Raw genomic sequence first — 17861 nt, forward strand, 5'->3', positions numbered from 1 at the left:
TTTAACTTTCCTAACAGTTAAAAAATATGAAATGTATTTAACAACAATTCAATTGTGCTCATCTGTCAATTCTGCTATGCTTTAATCACAAAAGCTTTTGGAATTTCAATCAGGAGAAAAATAAAATGAATATTGGAAATGTGATTAAAAAATATAGAAAAGAATTAGGTTACACGCAGGAAGAAATGGCAAACCGTCTGGGAGTAACCACTCCGGCGGTGAATAAGTGGGAAAATGGGAACTCCAATCCTGATATTGAATTGTTAGCTCCTATTGCAAGATTACTGCATATTTCCATTGATACCCTGCTGTCTTTTCGCGAAAATCTGACTGACTTTGAAATCGAAGAGTTGATCCACAAAATGGACAAAATGTTTTCTGAGGAAGGCTTTGAGAAGACTTATCAGTGGGCTGTAAATACCATAAAAGAATATCCAAACTGCAATCTGCTGATCTGGCAGATTGCGGTAATGCTTGATTCGCGCCGGATCATTGGCATGTGCGAGAATCCGGACAGGTACGATGAGCAGATCAATTCCTGGTACGAAATGGCGCTGAGTGATAAAGATGAAAAAATTCAGCACTATGCAGCTGATTCCCTGTTCGGCTTCTATTTGCGAAAAAAGAATTATGAAATGGCAGAAAAATATTTAAACTATTTTTCCGATTATGATCCCATGAAAAAGGTGAAGCAGGGACAATTATATATGAAGCAGGGGAAAAAAGAAGAGGCATTTGAGATGCTGGAAAAGGCTGTTTTTTCAGAGTATACCACCTTGAATTTGGCTTTTGGAATCATGATTACTAAGGCTCTTGAGGAAAAAGATCATGGATACGCAAGGTTTCTGGCAGAGAAAATGTGTACATTAGCTTCAGGATTTGATATGGGAAAATACAATGAATGTGCAGCAATGTTGAATGTTGTGACCGCAGAGAACAATGTGGAGGGTACTTTCCAGGTTGCAAAGCAATTGCTGAACAATGTGGATACCATATGTGATTTTCAGGAATCCCAATTATACAAACATATGAAATTCCAGGAAGTTGAAAATCCATATACGGAAGAAATGAAAAAAGAATTGCTGGAAGGCTTCAGAAACGCAGAAGAGTTTGCTTATATGAAAGGATATGAACCCTGGGAAAAATTGTTATCAGGGAATTAAAATTATCACTTTCCTTAAAATGGTTGTATATAAAAAAAGAACGATGTATAGTATATGCAAGGTTTTTTCTTTTATTCAAAATCATGAACATGCTTATGTGGCAAATAGAGTATAGAAAGACAAACGAGGAGTGACAACAATGGAAACAATCACAAGAGACGAGGCTTTTGCATTACTAAAAAAATACAACAAGGATCCATTTCATATCCAGCATGCATTGACTGTGGAAGCTGTCATGAAATGGTATGCAAACGAACTGGGATATGGAGAGGATGCTGAATACTGGGGAATCGTAGGGCTTCTTCACGACATTGATTTCGAGCTTTATCCGGAAGAGCATTGCCTGAAAGCACCGGAAATGCTTCGCGAGGCAGGGGTAGGCGAAGATGTGATACACAGTGTGGTATCTCACGGATATGGAATAACCGTAGGCTGCGGTGTAACAATCGATGTAGCACCGGAACAGGAGATGGAAAAAGTGCTTTTTGCAGCAGATGAACTTACCGGATTGATCTGGGCAGCAGCATTAATGCGTCCGTCCAAGAGCACTAAGGATATGGAACTGAAATCCTTGAAGAAAAAGTACAAAAGCAAAGGTTTTGCAGCAGGCTGCTCCAGGGAAGTAATTGAGCGCGGTGCGCAGCAGCTTGGCTGGGACCTGGAAAAACTGCTGACTATGACACTGCAGGCAATGGCAGCCAGTGAAGATACGATTAATGCGGAACTGGAAAATGCCTGAATGTTGTTTTACAATCGAATGAATTACTATGCAGTATATCAGTCAACTATGGTATACTGCATCATTTCATAATGTAATCTGCATCCTTCTGTAATGTCAAATGGCAGAAGCGCTCTTGCTACCAGCTTCAGTTCTTCCTCGGGAAGATCTGTCCTGCGCAGATGAGCGTAGTCGCCGTCAATAGATTCTACAATATAATCACAAATTAACATAGAAATTATCCCTCTGGTTTGTATTATTTATATGCTTATAGAATACCACAGAGAAAAACGTTTTTCAAACACCAATTCAGGTGCTATAATAGAATTCACAGATGAAAAAATTATCAGTGAATAGTAACAGGAAATGAGGTATCAAAAATGTCAGCATTAACAATCAGCCCGGAGGATGAAAAAAGAGTAAAAGGAATGGGCTTTCTGAATAACAGAGGAACCGATCTGTTTTCTGCAAGAGTTCTCACGACAAATGGAAAAGTAACTGCAGCACAGCATCGCTGTATGGCAGATGCAGCAGAAAAATTCGGAAACGGTGAGCTTTTGTATACCACCAGACTCTCTGTGGAAATCCCAGGAATTCCTTATGACAAGATTGAAGAATTTCAGAAATTTATAGCGAAGGAAGGCCTGGTAACAGGTGGAACAGGGGCTAAGGTACGTCCTGTAGTGTCCTGCAAAGGAACTACATGCCAGTATGGACTTCTGGATTCCTATGCAGTATCAGAAGAAATTTACAGACGTTTTTATGAAGGCTACAGGGAGGTTGCACTTCCGCATAAATTTAAGATTGCAGTGGGTGGCTGTCCGAATAACTGTGTGAAACCAGACCTGAATGATGTAGGAATTATTGGACAGAGAATTCCAAACGTCAATGCAGATGTATGTAAAGGCTGCAAGAAATGTGCCATTGAGGCTGCCTGTCCAAACAAAGTGGCAAAGGTGGTTGATGGGAAGATTCAGATTGACAAAAACATATGTAAAAACTGCGGCCGCTGTGTTGGAAAATGTCCGTTCCATACCATTGAGGACGGCGCTTACGGCTATAAGATATACATAGGTGGACGCTGGGGTAAAAAAGTATCTCAGGGAAAAGCCCTTGGCCGGATTTTTACATCCAAAGAAGAAGCCCTGGATGTAATTGAAAAGGCCATTCTTTTCTTCCGTGACAATGGAATAAAGGGAGAACGTTTTGCGGAGACTATTGAGAGAATTGGCTTTGAAAATGTGGAGAAGCAGCTGTTGGAGCAGCTGTGAAAAGACGTTACCCGGGAGAGTCATTACAATTGGTGGAAATGCTCTGCACAGATAAAATAGAATTTGGAGGAAATATAACATCTATGAATACAAGAGAACAGATCCATGCATTATCTGAGGAAATGCTTGAAAATCTTGGAAAGCTGGTTGCCGTTGATTCCCAGCTTGGCACCCCGTCAGAGGGGAAACCTTTCGGAGAAGGACCGGCAGAGGCACTTGAGATCGGGCTTGAAATTGCCAGAGAGCTTGGTTTTAAAACCGTAAATCTTGATAATTACTGTGGTTACGCCGAAATGGGAGAAGGCGAGGAAATCGTAGGTATTGCAGGTCATCTTGATATTGTACCTGTAGGTGGTGACTGGACCTACGATCCATTTAAGCTGACACGAGATGGCGACCATGTATACGGACGTGGAACTACAGATGACAAAGGACCTGTAATTGAAGCTCTCTATGCGATGAAACTTCTAAAGGATTCCGGTGTGAAACTGAACAAAAGAGTCCGTCTGATCATGGGATGCAATGAGGAGACCGGTTCCAAATGTATGGCACATTATAATGAGGTAGAGGAAGAGTTATCCTGCGGCTTTACACCTGATGCAAATTTCCCATGTATTCATGGTGAAAAAGGCTATATGTCCATGATGGCATATTCCAAAAATACCAGAATTATCTCCATGAATGGTGGCTTTGTTTCTAATGCAGTATGCGATAACTGTACCACTGTGATTCCGGCGGAAGCTGGTCTTAAGGAGAAACTGGAGCAGATGCTTTCCGAAACAAAACTGCAGGAATATAAAGTTACGGAAGCCGAAAACCAGATCACCATTTATGCAAAAGGCGTACCGGCTCATGCCAGCACCCCGACACTTGGTATCAACGCAGCAGGTGTTACCATGGAATGTCTTGCAAAGGCAGGCTTTGAAGACGATTTTGTTAAATTTTATAATCAGCACATTGGAACTGCCTGTGATGGCTCCGGTGTTGGCCTTAAAATTGCCGATGAATTTGGTGAGCTGACCTTCTGCAATGGAATCGTAAAAACAGAGAATGGTGTGATTTCCTGCACCATCGACATCCGTGTACCTGTAACCTTCAAAAAGGATAATATTCTGAATCGTATAGAGGGTAATCTGGAAGATGAAAATGGCCGTATTGAGGTGGGGGAAATCGGTAATCCGTTGTTCTTCCCAAGAGAATCTCCACTGGTAAAGGCCCTGTACAAGGCTTATGTGGATGTGACAGGCGACACAGAGAACGAGCCAATGGTAATTGGCGGCGGTACCTATGCCAAATCTCTGAAAAATATTATTGCATTTGGTCCGGAAAAGCTGGGTGTGGATTATCGTATTCACGGTGCAGATGAGTTCATTCTTGTTTCCGAGATGGAAGAGGCTGTGGAAGTGTATATGGAAGCAATTAAGAATTTGTTAGCAATTTAACCAAACCCAACAAGTTTAAATATAAAAATAAAAGAAGAAGTCCTCGAATGTTTCTGGCATCCGAGGGCTTTTTTACGTGATTAGGAAATTACTTTGTAATACTTCTTAAAAAAATGTCAATATCTGTATCAGAAATGACAATACCCGAATCGTTTTTTTATTGAAGAATGGCTATACGGCTGTCTGTATTGCCAGTCCACTGGCCTGGTTCGGTGTGTGCACTGCTGATTCCCTGCTATTACAGGATGATGAAAAGCAGCGCACAGACAGCTTAAATTGTGGACTCCATATTGACTTGAAAAAACAGATATTTCTCGGTATTATTATTGGGAATATCTGGTTTTTTGTGAGAAAAATCGAAGAAAGATAATTTTTATACGGTTATGTCATTCGATGATAGCTGTTTAGAGGAAAAGGGAGAAATTTAAAATGAATGAAATTATAAAAAGTTTATATAATAGAAAATCCATGCGCGTATACGAAGAAAAGTCCATTCCGCAGGAGATGAAGAAGGTCATCCTTGAAGCTGCAACCCAGGCGCCTACAGCAGGCTGTCAGCAACTTTATACTATTTTGGACATTACAGATGAAAAATTGAAAAAGGCTTTATCTGAGACCTGCGACTACCAGCCATTTATTGCGAAAGCACCTATGGTACTGGTTTTCTGTGCTGACTGCAAGAAGTGGTATGATGCATATCTGGAAGCTGGCTGTGAGCCAAGAAAACCAGGTATAGGAGACCTTATGCTTGCGGTGACAGACACGGCAATTGCCGCACAAAATGCAGTTGTGGCAGCGGAGAGCTTTGGTATCGGTTCCTGCTACATTGGTGATATTATGGAAAATTATGAGAAACAAAGAAGACTTCTGAACTTGCCTGATTATGTTTTTCCAGCTGTTATGCTGGTATTTGGCTGGCCCACCCAGCAGCAAAAGAATCGCCCTAAACCCCAGAGATGTGCACAGGAACATATTGTCCATGAGAATACCTACCGCAGTATGGACGACACTGAACTTCGTGAAATGTTGAGTCACCAATACAAAAATTCCACCTTCGAAGACTGGTGCAAAGCCTTCTGCAAAAGAAAATATAATTCCGATTTTTCAAAAGAAATGACACGGTCGGTGGGGGAATATCTGAAGCAGTTTGAGTGAATATTGCAGTTTTTAGAATTACTTATATCAGGGAAAAGGAGAACAATAGGATGTTCAGAATTGGAATAGCAGAGGATGATCCCTCATTCCAGAAGACAATTTCCGAATATATTGAGCGTTACAAAAAAGAAACAAATATAGATATCCAGGCGTCTTTTTTTCAAGATGGAAATGAATTGGTATTTAAATACGAACCCATATATGATGTTCTTTTACTGGACATTGAAATGCCAAAAATGAATGGTATGGATGCTGCCAGAGAAATCCGAAAAAGGGATCAAAGAGTGCTGATTATATTTATAACCAACATGGCGCAATATGCAATCAATGGTTACGAAGTGGGTGCCTTGGACTTTGTCCTGAAGCCTATAAAATATTTTTCTTTTTCTATGAAACTGGAAAAAGCCCTGAAGTCTGTGAAAGGCCAGGAGTCTGTTAATATTCTGTTGGAATACAAAGACGGGATGAAAAAAGTGTCCTCCGATGAGATTGTTTATGTGGAGATTCGTGATCACTGGCTGCATATTTTTACGGTAGATGAAGAATATCAGCTTCTTTCTACCCTGAAAGAATTTGCGGCAAAATTGGCAGACTATCATTTTATCTGCTGCAGCAGTTCCTTTTGCATTAACATGAAATACGTCACAGATTTTCAAAAGGATATTATAACCTTGAATGATAAAACAGAATTAAAAGTCAGCCGATCGAAGAAAAAAGAGGTAAAACAGGCATTACTTGATTATTACAAAGGAGGGCTGCGCTGATGGTATCAGAAATTTTATCCCAAATTCCCATATACATAGGACATGCATTTTTTTCAATCAACGTGTTCCCAATCATACTGTTATTTTCAATTGGAATTCAGAAAAGAAAACACTTTGCATGGCGAATTGTCCTTGGCTTTCTGATATCCGTATGTTGTTCTGCGCCCTTTTCTCATGGGCTTTTTACATACATCATGCAGTTTACCTTGTTTGTATTCAGCAGTTATTTTGCATACGAAATTTCCTGGAAAGAGGCTTTGTATAGCGTTACATGTGCCTATGCAGTACAGCATATCAGCTATTGTGTATATCTGATTTTGTTTCGACCAGTTCATGGAATACCGGTTTATGCACCGGCATATATTGTGTGTGCAGTGTGCATTGCACTTTTGCTGTACTGGTTTATCGGAAGAAAATTACCTGAAAATGGACATTATGATGTGGATATTCGTTTCTCTATGATGTCGTTTTTCCTTATTATCATGCTCGCTCTGGGGCTTAGTATTGCAGCAGATACCATGTTTAATGCAGAAGAAAATAATCTCTATTACCTATGTAAAGCATACGATCTGATTTGTTGTCTGTTTGTATTATGGGAACAGATGGATTACAAAAATAAATTGAATAAACAGAGAGAGCAGGATCTGGAAAAACAGGTTCGGCTGAAACAAAAGGAATTGTTCCGGCTGAGACAGGATGATGTGGAGCGGATCAATCTGATCTGCCATGATCTAAAAAAACAGCTGGAGCCACTGAAGCTTTTCTCAGATGAAGAACAGCAAAAAGCATACTATGAACAGGTGTGTAAAACTATCCAGTCTTATGATTCTCAAGTGGAAACCGGAAGTAAAGTTCTGGATACTTTGCTGTCCCAGAAAAGACTGGTATGCATGAAAAATAACATAGAATTAACCTGTGTGGCAGACGGGAAGAAAATGGATTTTATATCTGCTGTGGATTTATATACTATTCTTGGAAATGTAATTGACAACGCAATTGAGAGTGTACTTATGGTTTCTGACGAAGAGAAAAAAGTGATTTCCACATCTATTTGGACCAAGGGAAATCTGCTCCTTATTCAGATACAGAATTATATGGAAAACGAGAAAATAAACTTTTCAGAAGGGCTTCCTGTGACTACAAAAAATGCACATGATGGTCACGGATATGGGTTGAAAAGTGTGCAAAAATGTGTGGAAAAATATAATGGAAGTATGGATATTACAGCGGAAAATCACATGTTCAGCCTGACGATTATTATACCTGTCGCAAAATAAAGTGCAAATTACGAAATCTGGAATGCCTGTTACGAAATCTTAAAATATCCTTTTTGAGTATGTGTTAAGCTCCTGACCATGATGAACGCGCGGTCATGAAAAGCAAAAAACAATATTTATTGTTGATCAAATGGGAGGAAACATATGAAAATCAAGAAGGAAATCACCCGTGGTCTGGGTGCTGTTTCAGCTTGTCTGCTTACAGTTGTGTCCATAGGAACTCCTGTGGCAGAGGCCTATGAGGGCAGACTAAACACAGTGCTTGGCATTGAAACTACAAAGACAGTTTCGGATGAAGGCTTAGATGTTGATACAGATTATTATAAAAGCGATTATGGAACTGATATTTATGATGGAGATAAGCTGCAGCAGCTGGAGGATGATGCGGCAGCACAGGCAGTTGCAGAACAGGAAGAAGGTTCTGTTCTTTTGAAAAATGACAACAATGCACTTCCACTGGCGGCTGGAAGCAGCATTACACTTTTTGGACAAAATTCTATTGAGAGTACGGAAAGTGTAGCTGGAAGTACAGGTTTTGGCGGTCCGCAATCCTACTCAGGACCTTTTTACAGTTATCATTCTACGGCTAATTCTACCCAGGAACTGGTAACTTATCTTGGAGCAATGGAGTCCGTTTATGATGTTAATCAGACAATGGTAAAGGCTTATCAGGAGAGCGGTTATATGCGTGTAAAATCTGTTGACGATCCGCAGATTGGAGAAGCACCAGCAGATTTTTACACAGAAAATCTGAAAAATAGCTGGCAGGATCAGTATAATGATGCAGCTGTTGTTATGCTTACAAGACAGGCAAGTGAGGATTGTGACCTTCTTCTTGAAGATTCAGAGGGAATCAGTCAGCTGGCTCTTCATCAGGACGAAAAAGATCTTTTGAATATGCTGAAAGAACAGAAAGAGCAGGGCGTATTTAAGAAAATTATTCTTCTTGTAAATTCTAACTGGGCTATGGAGCTTGGAGACCTGGATGATTATGATGTGGATGCATGCCTGTGGATTGGTTCCCCTGGTATTGTTGGATTTACAGGTGTTGTAAATCTGCTTCAAGGAGAGGCGAACCCATCTGGAAAACTGGTTGATACCTATGCGAAAAATTCCCTGTCAGCTCCGGCTATCACCTATGCACAGATGAAAAATACGCCAGAGTGGGCGAATCTGGATGAGGTTCTGGAATATTGTTCAGACAGCGATCAGTATGTTTCCAACTATCTGATCTATGCAGAGGATATTTATGTAGGATATAAATATTATGAAACCCGTTATGAGGATACCGTACTTGGAAACGGAAATGCAGACAGTATAGTTGGTTCCTCAACTGGAAAAGCATGGAATTATAATGACGAAATCGCTTATCCATTTGGCTATGGACTTTCCTACACAACCTTTTCCCAGACCCTTGATGGTGTAGAGTATGACGAAACAACAGATACTTACAACGTAAAAGTTACCGTGACAAATACTGGTGATGTAGCTGGAAAATCTGTTGCAGAAGTCTATGCACAGACCCCATATGGGGATTATGAAAAAGAGAACAATGTGGAGAAATCTGCAGTCCAGGTTGTGGGCTTTGATAAGACAGATATCCTGGCGCCAGGTGCTTCTGAGACACTGGAAATTCCAGTAGAAAGATATCTCCTTGCAAGCTACGATTACACCAATGCCAAAGGCTATATTTTAAGCGAAGGCGATTATTACTTTGCCATCGGCGATGATGCACACGATGCCCTGAACAATATTCTTGCTGCAAAAGGTGCCAAGGGAATGACAGATGCATTGGGCGAGAAGGCTAAAGGAGATGCAGAGAAAGCATACTCCTGGAACAATGCAAAACTGGATACAGAGTCCTATAAAATGTCCCGCTATTCTGATATGGAAGTAACAAACCAGTTCGACGATGCCAATTTAAATAACCTTGGAACAGACACTGTAACTTATCTTTCCAGAAGTGACTGGGAGGGAACATATCCAGCAGAGCAGGTTTCTGTAACTGCAACTGAGGATATGATGAAAACTTTAAATGGTGATCTTTATACAGAACCAGAAGATGCACCATCTGTAGATGATTTTACCCAGGGAGTAGATGCTGGCATTAACTTTGTTGCAATGAAAGATGTAGATTACGATGACGATGCCACATGGGATAAATTCCTTGACCAACTCACGGTAGAAGAAATGGCTTCTATTCTCCCTGACCAGAACGGTTCTGTACTAGTTGAGAGTATTGCAATGCCGTCTACCTACCGTGGGGATGATATGGACTGTTTGGAGCAGGTAACTTTCAAACTTACTGGAAAATCCGGTATTGTATGGCCTTCCACCGTTGTTATGACCTGCACCTGGAATAAAGATGATGTTGCGAAACGAAGCAGCATGACTGCAAATGAAGCTTATTTTATGGGCGCAACAGAAATCTGGTCTGGCGGCCCGAACTGCCATCGTACACAGTTTAACGGACGAGCTTCTGCTTACTATTCTGAAGATGGAAACATGGGATATCTGGTAGGAACTGTTGTTGCTGAAAACGTTCAGAAATATGGAATTATCCTTGGCTATAAACACATGGTTGTAAACGACCAGGAAGCACATCGTGAGAGTGCGGCAACCTTTACCAATGAACAGGCTCTTCGTGAGCAGTATCTGCGAGCTTTTGAGGGAGCTTATACAAAAGGCGGCGCAATGGGTTGTATGACAGCATTTAACAGAATCGGCTGCACTTACTGCGGAAGCTCCTCAGCACTTCTTACAACTGTTATGAGAGGAGAATGGGCTTACAAAGGACATGTTACTTCTGATGCGGTTGTAAATATGGATTACAAGAAACATTATACTTCTAACATTACAGCAGGACTTGACTACTGGTGCTGGGATATGGCAGGATTCGGAGCTTCCGATGATTCTTCTGTAGTGCTCAGTAAAGACATGGTTACGGAAGCCATCGAAAATGGTGACGGTTACATGCTTCAGACTCTGCGTAATGCAACCAAGCACAATGTTTATGCACAGGTTCATTCTATCCTGATTAATGGACTGGATGAAACCTCTCATGTAGTACATATTACTCCATGGTGGAAAACAGCTTTGAAAGCGGCAACAATTGGATTTGGAACAATTACTATACTGTTTATTGTACTTTACTATCTGGAAATGCTGGTTTGGAGTAAAAAGAGAGGAGAAAATGCATAATGAATATCAAAGATAAGATATTAGGAAAAAGAATCAGCGGCATTTTTAATGCATTAAATATTCTGCTCGGCCTGTTCTGCATTATTTATTACAGTATCAACGCAAACCGTGTAAATGAGTTTAATAAAGCTGTTGATTTTTATCTTGTACTGGCCATTATGTGCTGTGGGATTTACGTATTTGCAGATTATGTGATTGCGGATATTTTCAATCTGATTGCAGTTGTGTTTATTACACTTTCCATTGGAAAAATGATCGTAAACAGTATCAACACTTTTGCAGATGCCTTGAACGGAATTTCCATGTTCGGTTCTTCTGGTGTGATCGGTTATATTATTGTGACAGCGGTGGTTATGGTTATCATGCTGGTGCTGGAAATCGTATCCTGTTTCCTGAGCAGAGAGAAAAAGAATGCAATGAAGGTGGTTGTTTCTGAAAAATAATTTCAGAAGTGTAAAACTTAATTATAAAAAAATCCGACAGAACAGGTATGAAAATACCATCTGTCGGATCTTTTTTTATCTGTTTGTAGTTCTTAACAAACTATGTTCGCAAATATACTGGAACACAAAATAAAAAATAATTCCCTTTGAAACGGTGGAAAGTGTCAGTGCCCACCAGATTCCATTCAGTCCCAGTGCAGTGTTTGACAGAACCAGTGCAAGGGGGATTCGTATAACAGTCAGGCCAACGCTGATCAGACTGCAAAGCTGTGTCCGTCCAAGACCAGACAGGGCACCCACAGTCATCATTTCCACGCTGAGAAAAATTTCGGAAAATCCGATGATTCGCAGGTAATCAACGGAAAGCCGGATAACTTCCTCCTCGTGGAAAAAGAGCACAGAAATCTGCCGCGGGAAAAATACAAAGGCAATAGTGATCAGTGCAGCCCAGCATATCAGAAGCCGAATGGAAATATGGTATCCTGATTTGATTCGATCTTTTTTTCCTGCTCCGTAGTTCTGCCCCATGAAAGCGTTCAGGGCGGAGCCAAAACCATCAGCTGTGTTCCAGGAAAGGGACTCAATCTGTCCGCCTACACGCTGTACGGCAATAGCACCGTCCCCGAATCCGGAAACCATTCGGGTGAGTATCATGGAGATGATACAGTAAAGGCTTCCTTGAAGCGCAGTGGGGGTTCCAATGCGAAAGACACCTTTTAAACAGGCAATATCCGGTCGTGAAAGCAGACGGATTTTGTGTAGTACATTGGCTTCACCGTGGTCACGGAGAATTTCTGTAACAAGGATCAGCAGAACTATAATCTGTGCGGTAACAGTTGCAACTGCTGCTCCTACAACTTCTAATCTGGGAAATGGTCCTACACCAAGAACAAGAAGCGGATCAAGGATCATATTCAGTATCAGGCCAAAGAAGTTTGCCTTCAATGGTGTTTTGGAATCGCCCTGGGCTGTGAAAAGACCTGTCAGCACCTGGGAAAGGAAGGAAAACAGGATCAGCCCGCAGGTGATCCGCATATAAATTCTGGCACTGTTGTAAGTTTCTGCATCATTTAATGCAAAAAAATGCAGCAGCGGATTCGTAAATAACATACTGATCAAGGTAACAAAAAGAGAGAAGAGTATGGTAAGCTGCAGAGCCGCCTGTGCAAAGCCTGCGGCAGTCTTCTGGTCACCTCTTCCAAGGGAATGCGCCATGTTTACCTGTCCTCCCATTCTTGCCAGGGAAGAAAGTCCCTGGGAGAGCCAGACATACATACCTCCCACGCCCACACCCGCCACTGCTTTAGAGCCCAGCATTCCTATCCATGCCATATCTGTAATGTTGTAGGCGGTAGACAGGAAGGAAGAAGCCATGATTGGCAGTGCCAGCTCAGACAAAGTCCGTAAAATAGGACCGGAGGTGAGATTTAATTGTTTCTTTTTCATTTTAGATCTCCTGAAAATAGTAAAGTATCATTATTATACCATAGAAAACGCATTTTAAGAAGATGAAATATGACTTGAAAAGTTACTATTCACTCCGTGACCAGTAACTCGCTTCGCGATGCACAGAAATCATGCATTCGCATGATTTCGCGCCGCAATTCTCGGGTTTTTTGTGAACTTTGTTCACAAAAAACACCTCGCGGAATGTTACCAGTGAACAGTAACCTTGAAAATACTCTAAAGCCTGTTTGAAAAAGCCTAATGTGAAAAAAATATGAAATTATGTTCCATACCTTGACTTTTAAAAGAATGAATGTTATATTACAAATAGAACAAAAATAAAAGTTATTTCCCGTGGATGTTCGGGAGATGGACAACAGCATTCCCCGGAAGAGATTCCGGGGAATTTGTAGATACTGAATAGTTACAATAAATTGACATTACTGTATTCAGAAAATATATTACAAAGTATATGGATGAAAGCTGTGGGCAGTAATGAATTTATTTCGCAATATGAGGAGTCAGAGGTGACCAGTATGGGAGCAAAGAGAGATTATTATGAAGTGCTGGGAATCAGTCGCAGCGCGGATAAAGATGCTATAAAGAAAGCTTATCGTAAGATGGCAAAGAAATACCATCCGGATTCAAACGCGGGAAATCCGGATGCTGAAGAAAAGTTTAAGGAAGTCACAGAAGCATATAATGTGCTCAGTGACCCTGAGAAGAAAAAACTCTATGATCAGTTCGGTCATGCAGCATTTGAAGAAGGTGCTGGCGGTGCCGGATATGGTGAAGGTGGCTTTAATAGAAACGGTGGCTTTGACGGCTCTGGATTCAGTGGCTTTGGCGGTTTTGGAAATAGTCATAGCGGTGCTTACAGAAGTCCGGATGGCAGCTATCAGGAATTTCATTTCGAAGGTGGTGACATGGACGATATTCTGAAGAATCTGTTTGGAGGAGGCTTCGGAGGAGGAAGTAATTCTGGAAAGGCTGGTTCCGCACACGGATTTGGAGGAAGCGGTTTTGGTCACTCTGGTTTTGAAAACGGCTCTTTTAGAAGCGGATTTAATGGTAGTTTCGGCAGTGGAGGTTTTGATGGTACCGGTTATGGAGATGGCTTTGGAAACAGCTGCAATAGCGGCTTTAGTGGCAGTCACCAGCAGAAAGGCCAGGACCTGAACGCAGAAATTTCCATCAGCTTCAACGAGGCAGCATTTGGTTGCGACAAGCTGATTAATCTTTCTGGTGCAGACGGCAGTGGCAAACAGACTCTGAAAGTTCACATTCCTGCCGGAATTGACAACGGCAAGAGTATCCGTCTGAGAGGCAAAGGAAATCCAGGTTACGGAGGTGCTCCCGCAGGGGATCTTCTTCTGAAGGTTCATGTAGGCGAGCGCCCTGGCTTTGAGCGAAAAGGCACCGACGTTTACACCACCGTAAATGTGCCGTTCATCACAGCTGCTCTGGGCGGTGAGGCAAAAGTCCAGACCCTGAATGGCCAGGTAATGTGCCGTATCCCGGAAGGCACACAGTCTGGCAGCAAGATCCGTCTGAAAGGAAAAGGTATCCAGGCAATGGGAAAAGCTGGAGTCTACGGTGATCTGTACGTAACCGTCCAGGTTCAGGTACCGAGAAATTTAAGCGAGGAATCCAAACGGAAACTTCGTGAATTTGATACCAGTACCAGAATGGCTGGTACAAGAGGAAGCCGAACAGCGTAAAATTGCCTGCTATTAAATAACTATTTATTAAATAAGCGAAAGGTACAATATAGCTTACATGTATAAAATTTGGTTTGCTAAATCTAAGCTGAATGCATGTAAGCAGTTTGTTTCTATGTCTTGATCATAATCCGAAATCGGACTAAATCTATTAAAAAAGGTCCGATTTCGGATTTTTTGTGCTGCTTTACAGATCGGGAAAGCAAAAAGGAGAGAAAACGCATATGGCAGAAGCTCTGGGATTGACCGGTTCTGTGTCCTGTCTGGTGAAGAATAAAAAGAAATATCATTATTATTAGAAAAAACACTATATTTCTTGAAAAAATGATATTGATTTAAGTACATGAATTGTGGCATGATATAAACATGTATGTTAAACTGTAATAAGTGTAACAATATATGCTAAAGTATGATGCTTTTGAACAGGGAGGAAAAAATGGGAAATCAGAGAGAATGTGGCGTGCTGCTTCCAATCAGTAGTCTGCCTTCAAAATACGGAATTGGATGTTTTTCAAAAAGTGCCTATGAGTTTGTGGATCAGTTGAGGGCAGCTGGACAGGGCTGTTGGCAGATTCTGCCCCTTGGACCAACCAGCTACGGTGATTCACCTTATCAGTCTTTTTCCACCTTTGCAGGAAATCCTTATTTTATCAGTCTGGAAGACCTGATCGAAGAGGGCGTGCTTACGGAAAAAGAGTGTGATGCTGTGGATTTTGGTTCCAGAGAAGATGATGTGGATTATGAGAAAATTTACAAAGGACGATACAAACTTCTTCGTAAAGCCTATGAGAGAAGCGATATTTCCAAAAATCCTGACTTTGTAAGATTCCAGCAGGAGCAGGCGCATTGGCTTGGCGATTATGCACTTTTTATGGCGGTGAAGGATCGTTTTGAGGGAATTCCGTGGACAGAATGGGCGGAGGACATCCGTCTTCGCTGGAATAATGCACTGGATTATTACAGAAAAGAACTGTATTTTGAAATTGAATTCCAGGAGTATATGCAGTTCAAATTTTATGAACAGTGGGCGAAACTGAAAGCGTATGCAAACAGAAGAGGAATTCGTATTATCGGAGATATTCCGATCTATGTTGCCATGGACAGCGCAGATACCTGGGCAAATCCAGGACTTTTCAAACTGGATGAAAATAACGAGCCTACACAGGTAGCCGGATGTCCGCCAGATGGATTTTCTGCAACAGGACAGCTTTGGGGAAATCCGCTGTACAGATGGGATGTGCATAAAAATACCGGATTCGAGTGGTGGATCAAACGTCTGGCACATTGCTTTAATATGTATGATGTTGTCCGCATTGATCATTTCCGTGGATTTGATGAATATTATGCGATTCCATATGGTGACAAGGATGCAAAACGTGGCTGGTGGGAAAAAGGACCTGGAATGGATCTTTTCCGCACCGTTTCCTATCGGTTGGGACACAAGGACATTATTGCTGAGGACCTTGGTTTCATGACTGATTCTGTGAAGCGTCTTGTGGAAGAGAGCGGTTATCCAAACATGAAGGTAATCGAGTTTGCCTTTGATGAGCGGGATACTGGAAATGCCAGTGATTATCTGCCTCATAACTACACAAATAACTGTGTGGTTTATACCGGAACCCACGACAATGAGACACTGCTTGGCTGGTATGGGGATATCACTCCTGAGGAGCGTCATATGGTTCGGGAATATCTGTGGAACTTCCACGATGATGAGAAAGGCATCTGCCGGAATATGATCCGTCTGGTTATGGGAAGTGTAGCCGGAAGATGTATTATTCCGATTCAGGATTATCTGCAGCTTGATAATTCTGCCCGCATTAATCAGCCATCCACTCTGGGAACAAACTGGAAGTGGCGCCTGAAAGAAGGACAGTTCAGCAAAGAATTGCAGAAGGAAATGCTGACGCTGGCAACCAGATTCGGAAGGAAAAACTGGACCCCGGATCCGGTGGAAGAGAAAAAGGAATAAATTTAATATTTAATCAGTTGTTGCATAAAAAAAAGTAGAAGAGTAAAATTGAGGGCAAGGGTGTTTGCCCTCAATTTTGTATATACGGAGAGCTGAAAAGTTTGTGCTTTTCATAAAAAACATGAGGAGGAAACTAAGTTGGAAATTGAGAGAAAGTTTCTTATTAAGAGAGAAAACCTTCCGGAAAACCTGGAACAGTATCCAAGCAAGGCAATTGAGCAGGGCTATCTGTGCACAGAGCCGGTAGTGCGGATCCGCAAATCCAATGACAATTACTATCTGACTTATAAATCAAAGGGACTTCTGGCAAGAGAGGAATACAATCTGCCGCTGACAAAAGAAGCTTATGAGCACTTAAAACCCAAAGCAGACGGAATCGTGATCTCCAAGATCCGCTATGTGATCCCCGAGAAAGACGGCCTGTCCATCGAACTGGACGTGTTCAAAGCCCCCTACGAAGGTCTTCTCCTGGCAGAAGTGGAATTCCCAAACGAAGAAGCCGCTCACGCTTACCAGCCGCCAAAGTGGTTCGGGGAGGATGTGACGTATTCCACAGAGTATCACAACAGTACCTTGAGTAAAGGAGTGGGAGTGTAAAATCTCCCATAAATTGCAGTACACATCTTATATCTTGGAGATGCTGGTACTATAATAAACTCGTTCGCAGATATAGTTCATTGGTAGAACATCAGCTTCCCAAGCTGAGGGGCGGGGCGATTTCCGTTATTTGCTTATAAGTGACTGACCGCAGAGATGCGGTTTTTTTGTGAAAAAAAGCGCATCCTAGAACTTGAAAAATAAAGTTCACAAAATTTTCAAATTTAAAATATGTATTTTGTACAAAAAAAATAAAAAATGAGAAAGTCTATTGACAAATCCGATAATCGAAAATATAATAAATTCAGATTTCACAAGTAAACCGCTTTACTAAACCGTTCCACTAAACCGATTTACCAAAATCTGATATTGAGAAAAAAAGATTAGTTAATTTTTTTTATTTGTTTAGTAAACCGCTTCACTAATTGGACAAAATAGGATATACTGGCATTAAGTTAGAAACAAAAAGTTTGGTTTCTGACAGTAAGAGTTGAGGTGAGGGATTTATGGCAGATAAAAAAGTAACAATAGCAGAGGTGGCAAAGAGGGCTGGAGTATCGAAGACAACAATTTCAAATTGAACAAAATCGCTGCGCGATGGCCTGCCAAGGCTATGGCGCAGTTTTTCTTTACACTTTAATAAAAAGCAGTGGAAACCAAGTCCTACAAGTAGTATTGTTAAGTCACCACA

Annotated in this window: 15 protein-coding genes and 1 tRNA gene; 13 read left to right on the forward strand and 3 right to left on the reverse strand. The window is 41.4% G+C overall.

The window, feature by feature from the left end:
• Positions 1–125 precede the first annotated feature (125 nt).
• Together ABHC48_RS07450 and ABHC48_RS07455 are read left to right on the forward strand one after the other, a co-directional pair.
• Positions 126–1163: a helix-turn-helix transcriptional regulator gene (locus ABHC48_RS07450; RefSeq protein WP_195700412.1), complete on the forward strand. Its 1038-nt coding sequence runs from the start codon at positions 126–128 to the stop codon at positions 1161–1163.
• A gap of 139 nt (positions 1164–1302) precedes the next feature.
• Positions 1303–1902, forward strand: coding sequence for an HDIG domain-containing metalloprotein (locus ABHC48_RS07455; protein ID WP_195700413.1), 600 nt, complete (start codon positions 1303–1305; stop codon positions 1900–1902).
• Between the two features lie 38 nt (positions 1903–1940).
• On the opposite strand, the gene ABHC48_RS07460 is transcribed toward ABHC48_RS07455, so the two are convergent.
• Complete coding sequence (locus tag ABHC48_RS07460) at positions 1941–2114, reverse strand: chorismate--pyruvate lyase (protein ID WP_118582657.1); 174 nt, start codon at positions 2112–2114, stop codon at positions 1941–1943.
• Positions 2115–2261: 147 nt separating this feature from the next.
• Here ABHC48_RS07460 and ABHC48_RS07465 point away from each other — a divergent pair, with 147 nt between their 5' ends.
• The 7 genes from ABHC48_RS07465 (at position 2262) to ABHC48_RS07495 (ending at position 11434) form a co-directional block, all read left to right on the forward strand.
• Positions 2262–3152, forward strand: coding sequence for a 4Fe-4S binding protein (locus ABHC48_RS07465; RefSeq protein ID WP_173717264.1), 891 nt, complete (start codon positions 2262–2264; stop codon positions 3150–3152).
• Positions 3149–4594 (forward strand): M20 family metallopeptidase, encoded by a 1446-nt coding sequence (locus ABHC48_RS07470; protein ID WP_334285606.1) that lies wholly within the window; start codon positions 3149–3151, stop codon positions 4592–4594. Before ABHC48_RS07465 ends, ABHC48_RS07470 begins: the two co-directional genes overlap by 4 nt.
• Before the next feature lie 429 nt (positions 4595–5023).
• Positions 5024–5749: a nitroreductase family protein gene (locus ABHC48_RS07475; protein WP_195700414.1), complete on the forward strand. Its 726-nt coding sequence runs from the start codon at positions 5024–5026 to the stop codon at positions 5747–5749.
• Positions 5750–5799: 50 nt separating this feature from the next.
• Positions 5800–6513 (forward strand): LytTR family DNA-binding domain-containing protein, encoded by a 714-nt coding sequence (locus ABHC48_RS07480; RefSeq protein ID WP_118582663.1) that lies wholly within the window; start codon positions 5800–5802, stop codon positions 6511–6513.
• Positions 6514–6770: 257 nt separating this feature from the next.
• On the forward strand, positions 6771–7790 hold the full coding sequence (locus tag ABHC48_RS07485; RefSeq protein ID WP_195700415.1) for an ATP-binding protein: 1020 nt from the start codon (positions 6771–6773) through the stop codon (positions 7788–7790).
• Between the two features lie 144 nt (positions 7791–7934).
• Complete coding sequence (locus ABHC48_RS07490) at positions 7935–10991, forward strand: glycoside hydrolase family 3 protein (protein WP_195700416.1); 3057 nt, start codon at positions 7935–7937, stop codon at positions 10989–10991.
• Positions 10991–11434 carry a hypothetical protein gene (locus tag ABHC48_RS07495; RefSeq protein WP_173719362.1) on the forward strand — a complete coding sequence of 148 codons (444 nt, stop codon included), beginning with the start codon at positions 10991–10993 and terminating at the stop codon, positions 11432–11434. Before ABHC48_RS07490 ends, ABHC48_RS07495 begins: the two co-directional genes overlap by 1 nt.
• A 75-nt stretch (positions 11435–11509) precedes the next feature.
• Here the strand turns inward: ABHC48_RS07495 and ABHC48_RS07500 are convergent, their stop codons facing one another.
• Entirely contained in the window at positions 11510–12880 is a 1371-nt protein-coding gene (locus tag ABHC48_RS07500) for an MATE family efflux transporter (RefSeq protein ID WP_195700417.1), read from the reverse strand.
• A 536-nt stretch (positions 12881–13416) separates the two neighbouring features.
• Here ABHC48_RS07500 and ABHC48_RS07505 point away from each other — a divergent pair.
• The 4 genes from ABHC48_RS07505 (at position 13417) to ABHC48_RS07520 (ending at position 17305) form a co-directional block, all read left to right on the forward strand.
• On the forward strand, positions 13417–14601 hold the full coding sequence (locus ABHC48_RS07505) for a DnaJ C-terminal domain-containing protein (protein ID WP_195589188.1): 1185 nt from the start codon (positions 13417–13419) through the stop codon (positions 14599–14601).
• Positions 14602–15037: 436 nt separating this feature from the next.
• The gene (gene malQ / locus ABHC48_RS07510; RefSeq protein WP_195700418.1) at positions 15038–16573 is read left to right on the forward strand and encodes a 4-alpha-glucanotransferase; all 1536 of its coding nucleotides are present in this window, start codon (positions 15038–15040) and stop codon (positions 16571–16573) included.
• A gap of 138 nt (positions 16574–16711) precedes the next feature.
• The gene (locus tag ABHC48_RS07515) at positions 16712–17170 is read left to right on the forward strand and encodes a CYTH domain-containing protein (RefSeq protein WP_195700419.1); all 459 of its coding nucleotides are present in this window, start codon (positions 16712–16714) and stop codon (positions 17168–17170) included.
• 66 nt (positions 17171–17236) lie between these two features.
• Positions 17237–17305: transfer RNA gene (locus ABHC48_RS07520), tRNA-Gly, on the forward strand.
• Between the two features lie 286 nt (positions 17306–17591).
• Here the strand turns inward: ABHC48_RS07520 and ABHC48_RS07525 are convergent.
• Positions 17592–17861 (reverse strand): hypothetical protein (locus ABHC48_RS07525; protein WP_243284612.1); only part of this gene is annotated, 270 nt, incomplete at its 5' end.

This window comes from Ruminococcus sp. 1001136sp1 (assembly GCF_039841815.1).
Classification (GTDB): Bacteria; Bacillota; Clostridia; order Lachnospirales; family Lachnospiraceae; genus Blautia_A; species Blautia_A faecis.